14 protein-coding genes are annotated in these 18,521 nt (G+C 43.6%); 4 read left to right on the top strand and 10 right to left on the bottom strand.

The features are described from left to right. Positions 1-58: 58 nt before the first annotated feature. Positions 59-1,333 carry a glycosyl hydrolase family 18 protein gene (locus E4K68_RS05315; protein ID WP_135377865.1) on the bottom strand — a complete coding sequence of 425 codons (1,275 nt, stop codon included), beginning with the start codon at positions 1,331-1,333 and terminating at the stop codon, positions 59-61. Between the two features lie 178 nt (positions 1,334-1,511). Here E4K68_RS05315 and E4K68_RS05320 point away from each other — a divergent pair, with 178 nt between their 5' ends. Together E4K68_RS05320 and E4K68_RS05325 are read left to right on the top strand one after the other, a co-directional pair. Then, positions 1,512-2,789, top strand: coding sequence for a heparan-alpha-glucosaminide N-acetyltransferase domain-containing protein (locus tag E4K68_RS05320; protein ID WP_243450269.1), 1,278 nt, complete (start codon positions 1,512-1,514; stop codon positions 2,787-2,789). A 100-nt stretch (positions 2,790-2,889) separates the two neighbouring features. Further along, complete coding sequence (locus E4K68_RS05325; RefSeq protein ID WP_243450270.1) at positions 2,890-3,759, top strand: phosphatase PAP2 family protein; 870 nt, start codon at positions 2,890-2,892, stop codon at positions 3,757-3,759. Between the two features lie 22 nt (positions 3,760-3,781). Here the strand turns inward: E4K68_RS05325 and E4K68_RS05330 are convergent, their stop codons facing one another. Beyond that, complete coding sequence (locus E4K68_RS05330) at positions 3,782-4,261, bottom strand: hypothetical protein (protein ID WP_158291365.1); 480 nt, start codon at positions 4,259-4,261, stop codon at positions 3,782-3,784. A gap of 338 nt (positions 4,262-4,599) precedes the next feature. Continuing rightward, complete coding sequence (locus E4K68_RS05335) at positions 4,600-4,743, bottom strand: LysM peptidoglycan-binding domain-containing protein (RefSeq protein ID WP_135377871.1); 144 nt, start codon at positions 4,741-4,743, stop codon at positions 4,600-4,602. Between the two features lie 195 nt (positions 4,744-4,938). Here E4K68_RS05335 and E4K68_RS05340 point away from each other — a divergent pair, with 195 nt between their 5' ends. Both E4K68_RS05340 and E4K68_RS05345 read left to right on the top strand, forming a co-directional pair. Then, positions 4,939-6,201 (top strand): DUF438 domain-containing protein, encoded by a 1,263-nt coding sequence (locus E4K68_RS05340; RefSeq protein WP_135377873.1) that lies wholly within the window; start codon positions 4,939-4,941, stop codon positions 6,199-6,201. Between the two features lie 230 nt (positions 6,202-6,431). Continuing rightward, the gene (locus E4K68_RS05345; RefSeq protein ID WP_243450271.1) at positions 6,432-7,637 is read left to right on the top strand and encodes an MFS transporter; all 1,206 of its coding nucleotides are present in this window, start codon (positions 6,432-6,434) and stop codon (positions 7,635-7,637) included. A gap of 253 nt (positions 7,638-7,890) precedes the next feature. Here the strand turns inward: E4K68_RS05345 and E4K68_RS05350 are convergent, their stop codons facing one another. From E4K68_RS05350 to E4K68_RS05380, 7 genes are all read right to left on the bottom strand, one after another. Next, a complete protein-coding gene (locus tag E4K68_RS05350; RefSeq protein WP_135377877.1) occupies positions 7,891-9,231 on the bottom strand; it encodes an acetyl-CoA hydrolase/transferase C-terminal domain-containing protein in 1,341 nt (446 codons plus the stop codon). 354 nt (positions 9,232-9,585) lie between these two features. Further along, positions 9,586-10,743, bottom strand: a complete 1,158-nt coding sequence (locus E4K68_RS05355) for an acetyl-CoA C-acyltransferase (RefSeq protein WP_135377879.1) — start codon at positions 10,741-10,743, stop codon at positions 9,586-9,588. Between the two features lie 12 nt (positions 10,744-10,755). Beyond that, positions 10,756-13,143 (bottom strand): 3-hydroxyacyl-CoA dehydrogenase/enoyl-CoA hydratase family protein, encoded by a 2,388-nt coding sequence (locus E4K68_RS05360; protein WP_135377881.1) that lies wholly within the window; start codon positions 13,141-13,143, stop codon positions 10,756-10,758. 168 nt (positions 13,144-13,311) lie between these two features. Further along, the gene (locus E4K68_RS05365) at positions 13,312-14,613 is read right to left on the bottom strand and encodes a DUF362 domain-containing protein (RefSeq protein WP_135377883.1); all 1,302 of its coding nucleotides are present in this window, start codon (positions 14,611-14,613) and stop codon (positions 13,312-13,314) included. Between the two features lie 222 nt (positions 14,614-14,835). Beyond that, positions 14,836-15,702 (bottom strand): 3-hydroxyacyl-CoA dehydrogenase family protein, encoded by an 867-nt coding sequence (locus tag E4K68_RS05370; protein WP_135377885.1) that lies wholly within the window; start codon positions 15,700-15,702, stop codon positions 14,836-14,838. Between the two features lie 33 nt (positions 15,703-15,735). Further along, positions 15,736-16,620, bottom strand: a complete 885-nt coding sequence (locus E4K68_RS05375) for an MBL fold metallo-hydrolase (RefSeq protein ID WP_135377887.1) — start codon at positions 16,618-16,620, stop codon at positions 15,736-15,738. An 81-nt stretch (positions 16,621-16,701) separates the two neighbouring features. Beyond that, positions 16,702-18,516 carry an acyl-CoA dehydrogenase gene (locus E4K68_RS05380; RefSeq protein WP_135377889.1) on the bottom strand — a complete coding sequence of 605 codons (1,815 nt, stop codon included), beginning with the start codon at positions 18,514-18,516 and terminating at the stop codon, positions 16,702-16,704. Positions 18,517-18,521: the final 5 nt, after the last annotated feature.

An 18,521-nucleotide genomic window follows, 5' to 3' on the forward strand; every position in this document is an offset into this window, starting at 1 on the left:
ATTTGATTATAACAACTTAGTTTTAAAAAACCCATCAAAAAAAGAAGCAACTTACATTTTATAGCTTAATTACTTCGAAACTATCTTCCTGCACATACCATACTTGTTCGAAGGATGCGGGCAGAACCCAATAGCTGATACCACGGAGGTTATAGTCTTTGACTAGGTTAAACTTCGCTTGCATGCTACGCGCATCTTCAAACCAAACAACATGGTTACGACCTTGTTCATCGGTATACTCAAAGAATGGAGATTGGGATAATTGATCATACTGAATAGGAGCATGGTAGCGGGTAGCCAACTGAATTGCGTATTGGGGACTAAAGGTGCGGGCATTTGGGCCTCCCTTGACGTAAGGCAATGTCCAGTCACGTGCATATAGGGCTATGCCAATCATAATCTTAGAGTTCGGAATGACGGTGACAGCGTAATCCACGACACGCTTTACCATGTTAAGCGGGGATATTGCCATAGGGGGTCCACCGGCCCAGCCCCATTCGTAGGTCATTAGGACCATAAAGTCCAGTAGTTGGCCATGGATCGGGTAGTCATGGGCTTCATAAAGAAGACCCTTTTGGATGGAAGAAAGTTTTGGGGCCAAAGCACTTGAAACCGAATAACCCCGCGGATGCAAGCGATTAACTAATTGCTGAAGAAAGTAATTATACCGTTCGCGATCCCCCGAAGGAACGTATTCAAAGTCGACATTAAGACCCCTAAACCCTTTTTCAGCCATTATCCTCACAATGTTATCTATAAGACTCTGTTGCACAGGGAGGTCAGTTAAGACTGTATGAACAATTGCCGAATTAAAGCCTTTATCATCAAGGTTTGAGATGCTCATTAAAGGAGCAACTTGTTTCGACCGCGAGATCGTTAACAGATTGAGATCATTTAGAGTTTTGAGGCTCCCATCGCTTCTTACTTCATAACTGAAGGGACATAGGTACGTTAAATGTTGACCGATCTGTTCAATCATCTTTTGACCAGTGCTTCCTTGATTGATTAAATAGGCATTAACCTCTTTGAACGGTTTAGTCTTAGTCGGCAATTTAAGTCTTTGCCCTACTTGAATAAGGTTAAGATTGACAAGTTGATTCACCTGGGCGATTCTCTCTGGTGTAGTACCGTAGAGTTTTGCGATTTGCCAGAGACTTTCTCCTTGTTTAACCGTGTGATACTCGTTGGCGGTGGGGATGACGAGGGATTGGCCAATAACCAATTTATCGGAGTCGGATAAGCCGTTGGCGGTATTGATCTGTCGAATAGTCACACCATAACGATTGACAAGAATCCATAAGGTGTCACCACGTTCAACAACGTGAATATACATGTCGATTTCTCCTTTGCAGAAGTTTGACTAGGATATTAGTATTCAGTGCGTGGCAAATTGGCACCCTAGTTCCTTAACCAGTTCTTAACAACTTGATCATAAATTGCACAGATTTTCTAGAATTTTGGGTAGTATACTTTTCAACAGAAAGTAAGTTTGGAGAAAGAAGTTGTTTATTTTGGGCAGGCTTCCATTTTTAGACCGTACCCGTGGCTTAATTATGATCTTCATGGCGTTAGACCATGCCTTGTTTTTTTGGAGTAGCGGACGCATTAATAATGAAGGTTTACCTCTAATGGTTAATGGCAATCTCACCTATAATCCACTCGGTGTTTCAAGTTCCCTAGCCCTAATTGTTATGTTCTTATCTAGTTTATGTGCACCTGGCTTCCTTTTTATTGCCGGTTATGTATTGGCCCTTTCGATCAAAAAACGCGAATTAAAAGGTTGTTCAAGTTCCAGTATAAGTCGTCATTTGTGGCAAAGAGGGCTATATTTAATCGCTTTCCAAGTGTTTATTGCTTCTCCCGCCTTTAATGTCGCACTATTACTCAAGACCGACTCATTTTCTTCCATCACCTTAGGAACCTTTTTTTCTTTGAGCATTTTATCGACCATAGGAATGGGTTTCTTTATTCTGGCGCTTGGGCGCCATATTTCTCCGTGGAAGCTCTTTGGAGTTTCCGGGCTGCTCTATTTATTGAGTCAATGGTTTCTTCCAGCTCTTACGAGAAGTTTTCCAATTCATCCAACGTGGGTACAAACTTTGCAGGCTATTTTAGTCTTACCTATCCCCTTTTCGGCGAGGTTGTTGGTGAATAACAACTTTCCAGTCATACCTTGGTTTTTACCGATGGCCCTTGGTTGGCTGTATGGACACACATTTGAAAAAAAACGAGGAATTGCTTACGAAATAAAACGATTTGCCGTCTCAGGAGTTGGTAGTCTAGCACTTTTCTTTATCTTTCGTTTAGCGGGGATTGGGGATTACCTTCACCCCGACGGCACCTTTCAGGGTTTTTTCGGACTTTCTAAATACCCCCCGAGCCCAGACTACTTGCTCTTTTATCTAGGTCTTGTCTTTCTATTGCTATGCCTATTTTACCGACTTCCAAATACCTCGAAAATTGGGTCCGTTTTGGAGAACTTTGGTCAAGTCCCCCTCGTTTTCTACATTACCCACCTTTGGCTTTATGCCGCTGTACCGGCACTATTCGCGAACTTTAATGGATTTTCTTTAGTATTTGGAATAGGAATTTGGCTACTGGGTTTGATAATTCTTTATCCTCTCTGTCGGGGATATTTAGTATGGCGAACGTCATCTAAAACTCACGTCCCTCGCCCAAGACTCATTCATGGACCAAAGCTTGTTCAGAATTCCAAACTTGCACATGGCTCAATACTTGTTCACCGATCAAAGCCACTTCACCTGACATACACATTGGGAAAGGATTGAAATAGACTAGATGATCTCTTCGATGGACTTTAGAAATACTAGAACAATCAGAACAATTGAATGGTCAAAGAAGTACTTTTCACGACTATGCTCGATAGCAATGGTGGCGTACTTTATTGTTGCTCCGTACCGTTCCTCCCATTATTCCTATCTTTTGCTCGCAGTGGCCTTATGGGGATTGCCGGAAGATCGTTTGCTCATTCCTTGGAGAAGCTTCTTATGGTTCGGGATACCCTTAGTTCTTTTTCCTATCATAATGTGGCGCTATTTCCCGCCAATCTGGAATAACGTTGTCTATTGGCAACTGGGTACTCAAACGCACCTTCTAGATCTGAATAATTTTTTTAAGGCAATACCTGGTAATGACGGCTGGATGTTTAGGGTTATACAGACCCCTTGGTTAACAGACTATTTCCGTTGGATTTATGCGAATGGCTTTACTCTTCCTGTGCTGATACCCGTTTACCGTTCCTTTCTTGCCAAAGATTCTTTGAAAATGATACGTTACAGCTTATCAGCACATGTCTTACAATTTGTTTTGATTTTCCCTTTTTATTTAACGATTCACGTTAATGAAGTCTGGTATGTTCTAGGTCACCCCGACGGAATGGCCCGTCAACTTTCGGCAGCTGATGCGGCTGTCGTCGTTGTTAATTGTTTCCCTTCTATGCACACTTCAATTGCTTTTGCTATGCTTTTGCTTGCATGGAGAGAAAAGGATAAATTATTTCGCTGGATTTGGACATTCTTCTGTGTCTCCGTCATCTATTCCACTCTTTATCTTGAAATCCATTGGGTCACCGATGTGATCGCCGGAATCTTCTTAGCCATAGCAGCTGTCAAACTTGGGGACTGGATTATAAGTTCAATCTCTTCAAAGAGGAAACTTTTTTTGAAGGTTAATAATAATTCCCACGATCAAAATACCCCATTTGGTCTGCTTTTCAGACAAATGAAAGAGGTTGATTAGAACACCAGGAACTGGCTCTCTTTTACCTATTGTAGATCCGCACTAAAGCATCTTTTCTAGGCTCTAAGTCATCCAAATCCACCAACCATTTCCCATCAATTTTCTGGCAGACTAAATCTCCTCTTATATCGACGGAAACAGGCCTTTCCCCATTTGAAGTCCCTTTTCCTTTGATTTTATATGTGACATAGGCCGTTACTTGTAATTCTATTTCTATTGAATTGATTTGTACACTTTCAACCTTATGTGTCTCTTTGTCCCTTTTAATTCGTGTAAGGATTGGGGGTGTTTCTTTTTCCACTAGTTTCCTATAACCTGGGGTACAATACTGCAAACCACGAAGGTTGCTTAGTGTTCTATAGTCATATGTTTGCAGAGCGGTAACATAATTAATGACAAGCTCTCGGATAGCAACCTCATCCACTTTGTTTGTGTCCTGAAGTTGGCTCTCTTGTTGCCGAAATTGATCTGGGACTATTGTTGCAGAATGATAACTTAACATAACTGCCCCAAATGCAAGCATAACTATTAAAGACCCTATAAGCTTCAAGTTTTCATCACATCCATTTCTCCCCAAACCGTAAAAAGGGTTTCCAAGTATAGGTATAGCGGGTAAACTCTATGTAATGTAATTTGAGGAACTATATTTGTATCTGCCCTTGAATTACACTTCTTCTAATATATTAATTCCCTACTACAAAATACTCTCTTTATGAAACCATTTTGCAGCCCTTCCATTACGTGGACCTTCGAAATTTAAGCAAAATAAACTATCGCTTAAAAATTAGATCAAAACCAAAAGACAGGAGTCCAACTCCTGTCTTCTATTATTTTAGATCTTTAATGGACTCTCACTTTTTGCCCGAGATAAATCCGATTCGGGTTATAGACATGTGGATTCAAAAGGATCAAATGATGAATCGGCTTTCCAAGCCTTTTGGTAATTTTGTGCAAGGTATCGCCACGACGAATTATATGGTGCATAATTTGAGGTTCCCCCCTTCCATCATACACCATATAATGGAAGGGCAATTTCTTAATGTGCAAGTCCTTCTTTCAGAAATCACGGCGGATCTTACGATACCAACTCTTAGTAGTCGTAAATGATGTATGAAAAACCGCTAATTGTCACATGCTTTCTGAGAACGAGAAGTTTTTGCGACGAAGGGAGAATTGCTCATGAGCGAACTCATCAATAATCATAGTCAGCGAAGAGAAACCTTAAAGCAAATTATTCGAGATATTCACCAGAATAAAAACCCTCAAGAACTTAAAGAACGATTCCGTGAACTTCTGTCCGATGTCGGCGCCACAGAAATTGCGGCCCTTGAACAAGAACTAATTCAGGAAGGGTTACCGGCAACCGAAATCAAAAGCCTCTGTGATGTCCATGTTTCAGTGTTTCAAGATAGTTTAGACCAACAACCAAAATCACAAGAACAGGGAGGGCATCCAGTTCATACGTTTCGCAAAGAAAACCAGGCAATCGGACGTGTCGTTCAAGCAATACGACCCATTCTTGAACAGATTCTAAGTATGAATCCGGATGCCAATTTAGAACATAAGCTCAAAGACTGGCAACCTCTGCACCAACAATTGCTTGAGATCGAGAAGCACTATAGCCGCAAGGAAAATATTCTCTTTGCTTATTTAGAAAAGCATGGAGTAAGTGGCCCTCCAAAAGTCATGTGGGCAATCCAAGATGACATACGGGCCCAGCTCAAACAAATTTCCCAGGCACTCTCTAATCCATCGAAAGGGAAAAAAGACTTAACGGCACTCATCCAGACTACTGCACTACCCGCCCTTCAGTCGATTGAAGATCTTATTTATAAAGAAGAGAACATCATGTTTCCCATGAGCACGGAAACCCTCACAGAGGGAGAATGGGCTGCTGTAGCCGAACAGAGCAATGAAATCGGCTATACCTTAGTTAAGCCGGACTTTGGTTGGATTCCTACCGCACCTCCTGAACCACCCGTCGATCCCGGTGCCTTCCCCGTAAATCAGGAACACGGCAAAAGCGTATTTCAGGGACTTCTTCCTTTTCATACTGGCGCCCTGACTCTTGAGCAGATTAGTCTTATCTTTAACCATCTTCCAGTTGATATCACGTTTGTGGATGAAAAGGATATTGTCCGTTATTTCTCCTTTGGCAAAGAGCGTATTTTTCAACGAAGCAAGGCGATTATCGGACGCAATGTTCAAAATTGCCACCCACCTGATAGTGTTCATATTGTCACGAAAATTGTTGGCGATTTCAAAAGCGGTCTACGGGATTTTGCCGAATTCTGGATTCACATGAATGGTCAGTTTGTCTATATTCAATATTTTGCTCTGCGTGATCCAGACGGGACTTATCGCGGGACGATTGAAGTGACTCAAGATATTCAGCGAATACAAACCCTCCAAGGAGAAAAACGCATTTATTCTGAAGAATAGGCCCCTTATTTAAGAGCATAATTGTAAAAACGATAAATAATGAGACACAATCCTTTAATAATTAGGATTGTGTCTCGTTATTATGATAGTCTCCATGTGAGAAGTTAAAACGACGCATCTTATGCCGAATATAATCGGAATAAATTTCGTGATTCGCAGGATTCGTTGCCTCATAAGTAGAATTATAATTTAAAAACTGGGGGAACGTCAAACGCCCCAGTAATTATTTTATGATTGAGAGGAACGAAGGTATGTGGGGACTAGGAAAAAGGGACTTTATGTTATTCTTATTGGCCAGCGCCGCTGTAGGGATTAGCCAAAGCGTCGATACTTCTTTTTTTAATAACTTCCTCAATGATAGCTATCACCTAACCATAACCCAAAGAACTTTTTTGGAAATCCCTCGGGAATTCCCAGGATTTGCAGTTGTCTTTGTAACGGGTCTTTTGTTTGCCTTCGGAGATATACGGACAGCCGCTGTGGCCAACCTTCTTGCCGGACTAGGGTCTCTCGGCCTGGCATTCTGGTCGCCAGAATACCTGCCGATGATCGGCTGGCTAACAGTTTACAGCATGGGCCAGCATTTGTTCATGCCCATGTCGAATAGTATCGGGATGAATTTGGCTGCTGATGGTCATATGGGTAGACGCTTGGGCCAGATTAACTCTGTAAACACGGCAGTCTTTCTGATAACTAGTTTGGCCACCGCATTCCTATTTCGGTTTATTAAAATCGACTATCATTTAGCCTTTTCCTTTTCTGGGGCAGCCTTCTTCTTGTCGGCTGTATTTATTCTAATGATGACCCCTCACTCTGGAAAGAGAATCGGAAAACGCTTTGTTCTACGCCGAGAATATAAAGTTTTTTACGGACTGAATATCCTTTATGGTGCTAGAAAACAGATTTTCATCACCTTTGGCCCATGGGTACTCATTAAAGTATTCAATCAAGGGGTGGCTACTTTTGCCATTTTAAGCTTCTTTATCGCTGGCCTCGGAATTGTGTTCAAGCCTTTCATTGGTCATTTGATTGATAGTGTAGGAGAGCGATTCGTCTTGGCGGGAGAAGCAGTGTCTTTGATCTTTGTTTGCATGGGTTATGCCTTCACAAAGGGGATATTCGATAATCTGGGTCTAGGACGCATGACTTTATACGTTATATGCGCTCTATTTGTTCTCGATCAAATGCTTGCAGCAGTTAGCATGGCCAGAGCAACCTATTTGAAAAAAATAGCGCTTAGCGCAGAAGATGTTTCTCCAACTCTATCCATGGGAATAACCTTGGATCACATGGTTTCAATGTTTGTGCCATGGCTAGGCGGGTTTATCTGGACTGTTCTGGGCTATGAGTATGTATTTATCGCTGGGGCTGCGATCGCCACACTCAATTTACTCTTAACAACTAGAATGAAAAGAAGATCCCAAGTAGCTCTGTAACTAATGGTAATAAATCTATAAAACAACTCGAACCAGCTTCAAAAAAGCGGAAGGACCTCCAGATAAATCAATCCGCGAGGGTCACGATACGTATAAAGATCGGAATTAAATGATATGCTGGTAGCGTCTTTTAATCTCCTCTTCTAAAAGTGAATAATCCTCAAACTTATATGAACTTCTTGAACAAAAACGGGTTGTAACAAACTGGAAAACAAGTTTAGTTACAGCCCCTTTTAGTTTACTTCCTACTATATTAACGTTTTCCACTCACTCGCCAGACATTTAACCTCTGTGCTTCGCGAATTAGTTCCTCTCGGAAATCCGGATGAGCAATGCTGATCAATTTCTCAGCCCGTTGCCAAGTCGTTTGTCCTTTGAGATTGACCTTTCCATACTCTGTCACAACGTATTGAACGGTAGAGCGTGTGTCCGTAACCACCGCGCCCAGTGTTAATAATGGATTAATGCGGGAATACTTCTTTCCTTTCGAATCGGTATATGTGGAAGCCATACAAATATAACTTCTTCCCCCATTAGAGTTATAAGCTGCATCTACAAAATCCAATTGACCGCCCGCTCCACTGATCATGCGATGACCAATGGTTTCTGAACATACTTGCCCTGTGAGATCAATTTCTAGGGCATTGTTAATCGAGACAACATTGTCATTAAAACTGGCAATCACTCGATCATTGGTGTAATCGACTGGATAGCCTGCCACTTGTGGATTATTATCGATAAAATCATAGAGTTTTTGAGTTCCCCCGGCGAAGGTATAGACAATCCGACCCGGATCAATTTGCTTTTTCTTTCCTGATATTTGGCCATTTTCAACCATGTCCACAAAACTGTCAACCAACATCTCCGTATGAATTCCTAAGTCCTTTAAGTTGGACTGTGCGATCTGTTGCCCTAAGGCATTCGGCATCGTGCCGATCCCCAGTTGCAGACAGTCTCCATCTCTTAAATCTTCTAGAACATACTTTGCGATATGTTGATCTATTTCGTCAGAACTCTCAGACGGGATCTGAGGCATTCCCGTATGACCACCTTCAACAATATAATCTATTTCAGAAACATGAAGATAGTGTCCGTAGCCTCCGTGGGCAATAGGCATATCTTCATTGATCTCCACGATTATTATTTTAGCCTTATCCGCAGAGGCTCGGTAATGGGAAATCGTGGGCCCCAGGTTGAAATTCCCGTGTTTATCCATAGGGCTGACTTGGACCATTAGAATATCAATGCGCACATTATCCCGAATATAACGCGGAACCTCAGAGTACTTCAGGGGAACGTAAAAGGCCCTTCCCATATCATAATACTTGCGGTCAATCACACTAAAATGAGTACAATTCCAAGTGAAATGCTCCCCTTTGGGATCTGCCATTATTACAGCATGAGGACGCGTCGAAACTCCAGCAAGAAGTTGAACATCATGGAGTTCAGGGGCACGCGCTGCTAAGGCCCGGTCTAGGGCTGGCACAGTATTGACACCATATGAATACCCGATCCAATCTCCACTCTTAACAACACTCGCTGCTTTTTCAGGGGAAACAAGCTTACTTTGGTATTCTTTTACCCATTCGGCCATCTTCCTCTTCCTCCTCTTAATCGAAGTTCGAAGTTCGGGCAAACACCGGAACTTCTTACCTCACTCTTCGCATATCTCTCCTTATCTAACTTTCAACTTGACTCTAGTGAACGAAACTCGTGCGAACGTGCAAAGCCCCCTTACTTTCACCGTCCCCTCGTTCCCCTACCAGAAACTAAGGGGGTTTGCTAGGTGAACACGTCAGTAGAGTTCAAGATACAGCGAGTACCGAATGCTAAAGGATTATCACGCCGCGGTTTACTTCTTGCGCTACAACAGAGGTTGGCGTGATAAGCTTAGCATCGAACGAGCCAGTGAATGGAACTCGTGTGATCGTGCAAAGACCCCTTACTTCTAAAGCAATTCATACACCCCTGCTGCTCCCATGCCGCCACCGATACACATAGTAACTATGCCGTATTTTAGCTTCCGTTTTTTCATTTCATGTAACAATGTTGCTGTTAGCTTCGCTCCTGTACAGCCAAGTGGGTGTCCGAAAGCAATGGCCCCGCCGTTTACATTCACTTTTGTCGGGTCTATGTTCAGCGTTTTAATGATCGCCAGCGATTGGGATGCAAATGCTTCATTCAACTCAAATAAGTCAATTTGGTCAAGGGTTAATCCAACTTGCTTTAAGACTTTGGGGATAGCCTTAATTGGGCCAATGCCCATCAGTTCGGGTTCTACACCGGCCACGGCAAATCCTCGCCAAACCGCAACCGGTTTAAGATGCAGGGCTTTGACTTTTTGCTCGGACATAAGCAGCGTGATAGCTGCACCATCACTCGTCTGGGACGAGTTCCCTGCCGTAACGGAACCTCCATTCAAGAAGGCCGGCTTGAGTTTTGCCAGTGATTCCACTGTGGTCTCTGGACGAATTCCTTCGTCTTTATCGAACCATTTTTCACCAGGTTTTCCCCAAGCAAATAGTGGGATCGGAACAATTTCTTCCTCAAAACGTCCGCTGCTCTGGGCTGCATAAGCTTTTTGGTGGCTTGTGACGGCAAAGGCATCTTGCTGTTCACGGGTTACTTCATATTTCTTAGCGACATTTTCAGCGGTGATGCCCATTGAGAGATAAACTTCCGGTGCATTTGCGATCAGGTAGGGATTGGGTGCTGGTTTCGCCCCACCCATAGGGACCAAAGACATGCTCTCTGCTCCACCTGCCAGCATGACATCCGCTTCGCCTAAACGAATGCGGTCTGCTGCCATGGAAATGGCCTGAAGTCCCGAGGAACAAAATCGATTGATAGTCACGCCAGGGACGTCGATTGGGAGACCGGCGCGCAGTGCCATGACTTTGGCCAGATTCATCCCTTGTTCTGCTTCCGGAAAGGAACAACCTAGGACAAAGTCTTCAATTTCTTCTGGCTTAAGAGATGGTATCTTTTTGAGAATATCTTGGATAACGTAAGCACCTAAATCGTCGGGACGAACCTGTGCCAAGTCTCCTTTGCCCGATTTACCAATAGCTGTCCGCTTGGCTTCAATAATGTAGGCTTCTTGCATGCTTTTCCCCCCTTAATTTCGTAATGGTTTGCCTTTGGAGAGCATATGCCGGATGCGATCTTGGGTTTTTCCTTCCCCAAGTAAACTTAAAAATACTTCTCGTTCAAGATCTAAGAAATATTGTTCATCGACGAGTGTTCCTGCCGGTCGATTTCCACCAGTTATGACATAAGCCAGTTTATTACCAAGGTACTGATCATACTCCGAGATATAATTTCCTTGGCGCATTCCATACATTGCAAGCTCCAAAGTAGCACGCACACCAGCACCCGCCATTTTTACCTTCGTTGACAAATTAGGCCTGAAGTTACGGGCTAAGTCAATGACTCGCGCTTTTGCATCCATGATGATATGCTCGGGATTCATGCTATAGCGGTCATGGTCACGTAAGAAGCCCAGTTGTCGCGCTTTTTCCGCGTTTGGGGAGACTTGAGCCATAGCAATCACTTCAAAACGTTTGGCAAACAAATAATCTGGTGCAACTTGCACTCCCGGTAAAATTCCTTCTGTTGCCCGAACAGCCATTTCCTTGGTTCCACCACCGGCAGGAATTAACCCGACTCCGAGTTCGACGAGGCCCATGTAAGTTTCTGAAGAGGCTTGAATGACATGAGAATGCAGACAAATTTCCGCTCCTCCCCCGAGGGTCATTCCAAAAGGTGCCGCTACGACAGGTTTTTTAGCGTATTTCAAGGCATTCGTCGCATTCTGCAATTCACGAACACCAATATCCAGATCTTTCCAGTTTCCTTTTTCGGCTTCTTGAAGTATAAGAAAGAGGTTGGCCCCCACGCAGAAGTTTTTTCCTTGATTGCCAATTACCATACCAAGATAATTTTTCTCCACTTCTTCCAACGACTTATTAATCATGTTGACAACATCTTCGTTGATAGAATTGTTGGGAGAACGAAATTCTAAACAGGCTACCCCATCTCCTAAGTCCATTAGACTTGCTCCGGCATTGCCCAAAATTTCCTTACCTGCTTTATGGGCTTGTTTAAGCGAGAAAGAGTATGGACTTATGGCTTTTCGATGATAGTTTCCATTTTCATAATAAGCCATATGTCCCGCCTCAGTTTTCTGATAGAAGCTCTCATATCCTTTACCGAGCAATTCTTCCACTAACGGGGGTATAGTGCCCCCTTCCGCGACGATACGATCCGCAGTTGCTTTGACTCCAAGTGCATCCCAAATCTCAAACGGACCCATTTCCCAATTGTAACCCCAGCGCATAGCTTCGTCGATTCCTGTAATATTATCCGCTATATCCTTAACAATAGTAGCGGCATATAGGAGAGACGGTTTTAAAACATTCCAGGCAAACTCTGTGCCAACGTCATCTCCGCTAACTAAGGTACGAAGTTTTTCGGGAAGACTTCTTGCTGCTTTTGCTTTTTCCAAAGAAGCAAAGTTCCTACTTTTTTGTTGGCCATAGGTCATCGTTTGGACATCTAAAACTTCAATAACTTTACCTTTTGGGCCTTTGGATTTTTTGTAAAATCCTTGCTTTGTTTTATCTCCCAACCACCTGTTTTTCAGCATAGTAAATATAAACTCTGGTAAAACAAAGTTTTCCTTTTCCGCAGGCACTCCTTCAGCTACGTTATTGTTTGAATGGATAAAGGTGTCTAATCCGACTAGATCTATCGTACGAAACGATGCGCTCTTTGGGCGCCCCATGACAGGTCCCGTCAAAGCATCTACTTCGTCAACTGTTAACCCGGTACGGAGCATTTCCCTGAGCACCACCGGAGAGCCGATGGCACCAATACGGTTAGCAATAAAATTGGGCGTATCTTTAGCCATGACAACCCCTTTGCCCAAGACCCGCTCTCCAAATTCGCAGAGGAATTTAATAACTTCCGGGTCGGTATTGGGTCCCGGGATAATTTCTAAGAGTTTCATGTAACGCGGAGGATTAAAGAAGTGCGTCCCCAGAAAAAACTGGGTAAAACTCTCTGGAAGCCCCTCCACCATGGATTTTAAAGAGATCCCCGAGGTGTTGGAAGTGACAATCGTACCTGGCCTTACATGATTTGCAATTTTCCTGAAGAGGTCCACCTTGATGTCGTGGCGTTCCACCACAACTTCGATCACCCAATCAACTTCGTTCAACCGTGCTAAATCATCGCTTAAATTTCCGACCTCAATCCGTTCCGCAAACTCCGGAACTAACAATGGGGCCGGATTCATTTTTTCCAAATTCCCCTTATTGATTTCCGCAATACTATTCCGCACTTTACGATCCTCTAGTGTCAATCCGGCTGCTTCTTCCTTAGCCGACAGTTTGGTAGGGGCAATATCTAATAACAGGCTCCGGATTCCGGCATTCGCCAGATGCGCAGCGATGGTACTCCCCATTACACCTGACCCTATTACTGCTACTTTATAAATCTGCATTTCCATCCTCCTCTCATTTCTGTTGGGCAATACGTTGAACTCATTCGTTCGCTTGTGGCCTCATCTAAGGATCGAAAGATCATTTGACTAGCTACCTTTATATCTTGTGTGGAACATCTACACATTCTCCACCTTGCCAGATCACCTCCTCAATCAGACTAGCGCTATTCAATCAATCGTCCAATCGGCGAGCTGGAAACCCTCACTGTCCTTATACCGGTCAAACAAGTAATGACGAAAGCGCACATACTCGTTATAATCGCATTCGATCCCCTCATTGCCCAATACCTCAACGAATTTCTCCAGATCAGGTGGGCATCCCCAGAGTGGAATAGCCTTTTTAACATTAGGATTGTTTTTATTCAAGTGGCATGCACACTTACCAAAGAGCACTGAATTATCAAAGCCGGTGGTTGCCATTTGTTGTTTGCCGCTGACAACCTCAACATTCGGGAAGGGCTTCCCTTTAAAAGCCGAAGAGAGAAGGATCAACATGGGATTATATTGAACTGAGCAGCCAGTACACAGGCTACTGTCATACTTTCGAATGGCAAGCCCGCTGATGCCTCTCTTTTTAAACCCAGCTGGACCGGTATCTTCTTCAGCCCATTCCCAATCATAGGTTACAAATTCCTGGTGATCCGCAATCCCCTCCCCCTTAACGTCGTAATCTGTCAATTCCAAACTGTACCCATGGTCTTTGGCATAATTAGAAAGATGAGCGACCTCTTTCGCCGGATAACCGAGAATTGCTGCCCCCACAAGGTCACAGGCAAACGGATCACGGGAAGCTATCAATAGATTCTTTCTAATCGCTTTTCCAGTAGGGCCAGGGCCTTTTTCTAAAGTGTAAAGACCATCGATGATGGTCAAAGCCACTGGCAACTTTTCAATAATGCGGGGGAACATACGACTAAGCTCCTCATCGCCCACGCCATGGCAAGCCTGTTTAGATTTTTTATTGAGGCATCCCTTAAGATTTTTTATACCTAAGGACACTTTGGCCTGATTATGAGTTTTTAACACAGGAACGTTAATGATTTTGTCCGCTTCCAGAGCTTGCTTGGCAATATCCAGTTTGAACCCATCACCATAATCTGTTGGTACAAACTCCCCTTGGTTAAAGTCCACTAATTTGACCCCGTAGCGCTCCTGAAGTTTTCTATATCCCAAAGCTTCGTAAACAGTATCCGCTTGAGGGTTTAATGTGGGAAGAGCGCCTTCACCAATCGTTAAATTACTAAATCCATGTTCAGCTAACACTCGTACTAAAGCACCAATCACGATACTGGTGGTAACTACACCATAAGGAGGGAATGGCAAGTCAAAATCCCAGCTGACAATGTTCGGTTTAATCAAAATTCTGTCATTGGCATTCAATCCTGCTAGCCCATTACTCAATTTCAAACTCTCCTGAAGAGACTCGTAAACCTCTATGACTTTAACGATAGATACGGGTGCTTTTGACATTGGAACTCCCCTCTATTCTCTGAAACACTTTGCCCGCGCCAGCGACTAGGTGGCGATCTTTTGGTACAAGAACAGTAGCAAAGTCTTTATTTATTTTAAATATTCTGAATTGTATTGACAGTATACTCCCTTCCAATATCTCTGATCTACCTTGGAATTTAGCTCGTGTTAGCCGATAAGACTTCGTTTGACTTCTACCAAATAAATATTCCTGCTAGTGCTTCACTCGTAAGAGTAAAAACCTTTTTTCGTTTTCCTGCCCCATTCTCCCTTGGTGAATTTCTCCACGATCAACGGTGAGGGCTTGTCTTTAGGGTCTCGGGTTTCCTGGTAGCGTTCCATTCCGATATAGTAAGCTAGATCGATACCTGTGAAGTCCATTAAACGGAACGGTCCCATCGGATGACCTAAGGCATCGGTTACCGCCATATCAATCTCTTCAGGCGTAGCAATCCCCATATCGGCAAGAAATTCTGCTTCATGGTGGAGCGCGGCAAGTATCCGATTAACTAAAAAACCATAGATTTCTTTTTTTAGCCAAGCACCATTTTTACCCATCTTTTTACACAAATCCATAGTTATTTGTGCAGTTTCCGTAGAAGTATGCGGTCCCTGCACAACCTCAACCAGTTTCATCACTAAAGCAGGGTTGAAAAAATGCATATTACATACTTTATCTGGCCGCTTCGTGACATCTGCAATCTTTGAACTGACAATAAAGGAACTGTTGGTAGCCAAAATTGTACGAGTAGGGGTAATCCTATCCAAATCCGCAAAGAGCTTCCGTTTAATGTTGATTTTTTCGACAGCAGCCTCAATCACAAAATCTGAGTCTCCTGCCGCTTCCTCCAGACTTTGGGTAAATGAAATATTCTTCAAGCCCAAATCGGCTTGTTCCTGGGTCAGCTTCCCTTTAGCAACCCGCTCTGGTAAATAAGAACGTGCGAAAGCTTCCGCTTTACTCAGCATCTCTTGACTGATGTCAGTACAACTGACCTGATAACCAGCTATGGCAGCACTCAAAGCAATCTGATGACCCATATTGCCAGCCCCAATTACACAAACCTTTTTTACATCCTCAATGTTCAAGTTTAGCACCTCCTAATATTCACTAATTCCCATTCAGGCATAGGCTTTGTACTTATGATTTGGTTTGACAAAGATCTTTCCCTGTTTCATTAGGCGTTGTAAGTGTTTTCCAAGCATGATCTCTTCGAAGAAACGGTAGAGTCCTTGGGGTTCTGGGTAACGTGGATATATTATTTTCATATCCACCAGTTCTGCGATTGTCTTCGGTGCATGTAAGTGCTGCAAAATCTGTCCATCGCGGAGATCAAGTTTATCAGCATACTCTCTCAACCTCTCAGGGATGTTGTCAGAGACAATGCCGGTATGGCTCGTCACAAGAACCTTGGGATTTAACTCGATAAGACGCTTGATAGAGCCTGTTAACGCTTCAAGATCAGAACGCACATTGCCATACCAAGGGCCAAAAGGGGATAGATCAATATCCCCTGAAAACAAAATACTGGCCTTTGGTTCATAAAGGGAAATGTGTCCTGGGGTATGACCAGGGGTATGTATCACTTGCAGTGCAACATCCCCAAAATCTAGGAGTTCCCCGTCTGCCAATTCTCTGTCCACCATTTGGCCTGGCGGGCCTCCCGGAAAATCTGGAAATTCACGGAATCCAGAAAATCCAGTGAATGCCTTAAACTGCTCCGGTGAACGTAGAGCGGGAGCATCTGAGACGTGTGCCCAAATCTTGGCGTTAGGGAAGAATTGGTTACCATAAGCATGGTCCATATGAAAATGGGTATTTATGATCACATCGACTTCGCCAGAAGCCCTTACCGCTTCCCTACGGCTGGGTCCAAACCCCGTATCGACCAGAACCTTGCATCCAGTATCGAGCATCAGTCCGTGGCTAAAAGGAAACCGCCCACCTTGTTCTCCAGACACAAAGAAAAAATTCGGTCGTAATTCAGTCAACATCTCGTCATTCATTTGCTCTGCTCCTAATTCTTTTCAGTGCCGTAGAAACTTTGCGACACAGGCATTTAAATACCGTTTTCCTTTTAGGATTTGTTAGAATGCCGCTTCTGGAATGTCAATAGCTGAGGTATCCGCCTCTTTAATAATCCTCACAGTCGCCATCACATCAGGCACAATATTAAGTATATAAAATTTGGCACTCTGTACCTTTCCAGAATAGAAATCTTTGTCATGATTGCCCTGGTCCAGCTTATCTTGAGCAACTAAAGCCTGTTGCATCAACAAGTAGCCACCATAAAGTTCAGCTGTAATCCGCAAAATTCTCGTGCTATACAAAGGAACCAGTCTAATATTATCTTTAAAGTAACCTAAGACTGCACCCAAGAGCTCTTGGTATGCCAATAATGCTTTACCCAACACCCCAAATTCACGAGCGAAAATAGAATGATTTTGGTTAGCCTGTACGAATGTAGCCATTTCCATCATCCATTCCTTGAAGACACTTCCCTTGTCTAGACTCCACTTGCGTCCCACTAAATCCATAGACTGAATGAAATTTGTGCCTTCCCAGATGGAGTAAATTTTGACATCCCTAGCTTGACGCGCTACTGGGTATTCCTCTGTAAACCCGTAGCCTGCATAGACTTGAATGGCTTCGGTAATCATCAACCAACCTTGGTCAGAGCAATAAGCCTTGATCAAAGGGGTGATAACTTCGATCGACCGCTTGGCTGCGCTAACATCGGCAGGATCATCCCCGAATTCGATTAAGTCCAAATAGTAGTACCCCTTAAAAATCATAGCTCGCATTGCTTCCAGCGTAGCTTTCTGCGTGATCAGCATACGACGGACATCCTCATGTTGAATGATAGGTACTCTACTCCCTTTAGGATTGTGAATAGGTCGACCCTGAATGCGCTCTTTGGCATAATTAACCGCATTGTTATACGCTACTGTTGCAACAGCTAGAGCACTGTGCCCTGTATCCAACCGCGACCCATTGATCATCTTAAACATTTGGGCCATGCCCTGTCCAAAGCCTTTTTCATCTGGAGGGCTACCTAACAGAATACCACGACACTGATTCTCTTCTCCGAAACTGAGCACAGCAGTCGATGAACCCTTGAGGCCCATTTTGTGTTCTATTCCAACAGTTGATACATCGTTGGCCTCTCCCAAATTTCCGTCTTCTTTAACCCACACCTTTGGCACGATGAATAACGACAAGCCCTTGGTTCCAGGAGCTGCTCCGTCAGCTCGAGCTAATACTAGGTGGATGATGTTTTCTGTGAGATCGTGATCCCCTCCTGTAATAAAGCATTTCGTCCCTTTAATCTTGTAAATCAATGGGTTATCGGTGGGATAAGCCTTAGTCGTCATATCTCCTACATCGGAGCCACCACCAGGTTCTGTTAAGCACATAGTTCCTTCCCAAATGCCCTCGAACATTTTCGGGGTGTAGAGAGCAATCTGTTCAGGGGAACCGAAGGCCTTAATCACGGACGCAATGCCGCCGCACAGTCCAACGTATGGAGACATTGCCGGGTTGGCGCCAATGATAAACTCACGCACTGCCTCATTGAGTATCTCAGGAAGAGCGCCCTCTCCCTCTACGTCACTGTTGCTAGAACCCCACCCGTTTTCTTGTATAAATTTGAAGGCCCTGTGGAAGGATGGGGGAACTGTAACTTTCCCATCCTTAAAAATCGCTCCGATCGTGTCACCATCATCATTGGTGGGAGCGACCACGTCTCTACACACTTTTAAGGATTGATCAAGAATTCCATCGACATCTTCGATACTGAGATAATCCTGAAAACGCTTTAAGCCAAGAATTTTCTTTCCATCCAGCCATTCTTTGATGATAAATTTATGATCTCGGTTGGTGTAAATAAAGTTACTAGCCATTATTA

Origin of the sequence: Desulfosporosinus sp. Sb-LF (assembly GCF_004766055.1) — a bacterium.
Lineage (GTDB): Bacteria > Bacillota > Desulfitobacteriia > Desulfitobacteriales > Desulfitobacteriaceae > Desulfosporosinus.

What these genes read in the sequence shown, in the direction of transcription:
- E4K68_RS05335 (WP_135377871.1), bottom strand. Translation starts at nt 4,743, where the DNA reads ATGCACCATATAATTCGTCGTGGCGATACCTTGCACAAAATTACCAAA.
- E4K68_RS05330 (WP_158291365.1), bottom strand. Translation starts at nt 4,261, where the DNA reads ATGTTAAGTTATCATTCTGCAACAATAGTCCCAGATCAATTTCGGCAA.
- E4K68_RS05355 (WP_135377879.1), bottom strand. Translation starts at nt 10,743, where the DNA reads ATGCAAGAAGCCTACATTATTGAAGCCAAGCGGACAGCTATTGGTAAA.
- E4K68_RS05345 (WP_243450271.1), top strand. Translation starts at nt 6,432, where the DNA reads ATGATTGAGAGGAACGAAGGTATGTGGGGACTAGGAAAAAGGGACTTT.
- E4K68_RS05325 (WP_243450270.1), top strand. Translation starts at nt 2,890, where the DNA reads ATGGTGGCGTACTTTATTGTTGCTCCGTACCGTTCCTCCCATTATTCC.
- E4K68_RS05365 (WP_135377883.1), bottom strand. Translation starts at nt 14,613, where the DNA reads ATGTCAAAAGCACCCGTATCTATCGTTAAAGTCATAGAGGTTTACGAG.
- E4K68_RS05380 (WP_135377889.1), bottom strand. Translation starts at nt 18,516, where the DNA reads ATGGCTAGTAACTTTATTTACACCAACCGAGATCATAAATTTATCATC.
- E4K68_RS05375 (WP_135377887.1), bottom strand. Translation starts at nt 16,620, where the DNA reads ATGAATGACGAGATGTTGACTGAATTACGACCGAATTTTTTCTTTGTG.
- E4K68_RS05360 (WP_135377881.1), bottom strand. Translation starts at nt 13,143, where the DNA reads ATGCAGATTTATAAAGTAGCAGTAATAGGGTCAGGTGTAATGGGGAGT.
- E4K68_RS05315 (WP_135377865.1), bottom strand. Translation starts at nt 1,333, where the DNA reads ATGTATATTCACGTTGTTGAACGTGGTGACACCTTATGGATTCTTGTC.
- E4K68_RS05340 (WP_135377873.1), top strand. Translation starts at nt 4,939, where the DNA reads ATGAGCGAACTCATCAATAATCATAGTCAGCGAAGAGAAACCTTAAAG.
- E4K68_RS05350 (WP_135377877.1), bottom strand. Translation starts at nt 9,231, where the DNA reads ATGGCCGAATGGGTAAAAGAATACCAAAGTAAGCTTGTTTCCCCTGAA.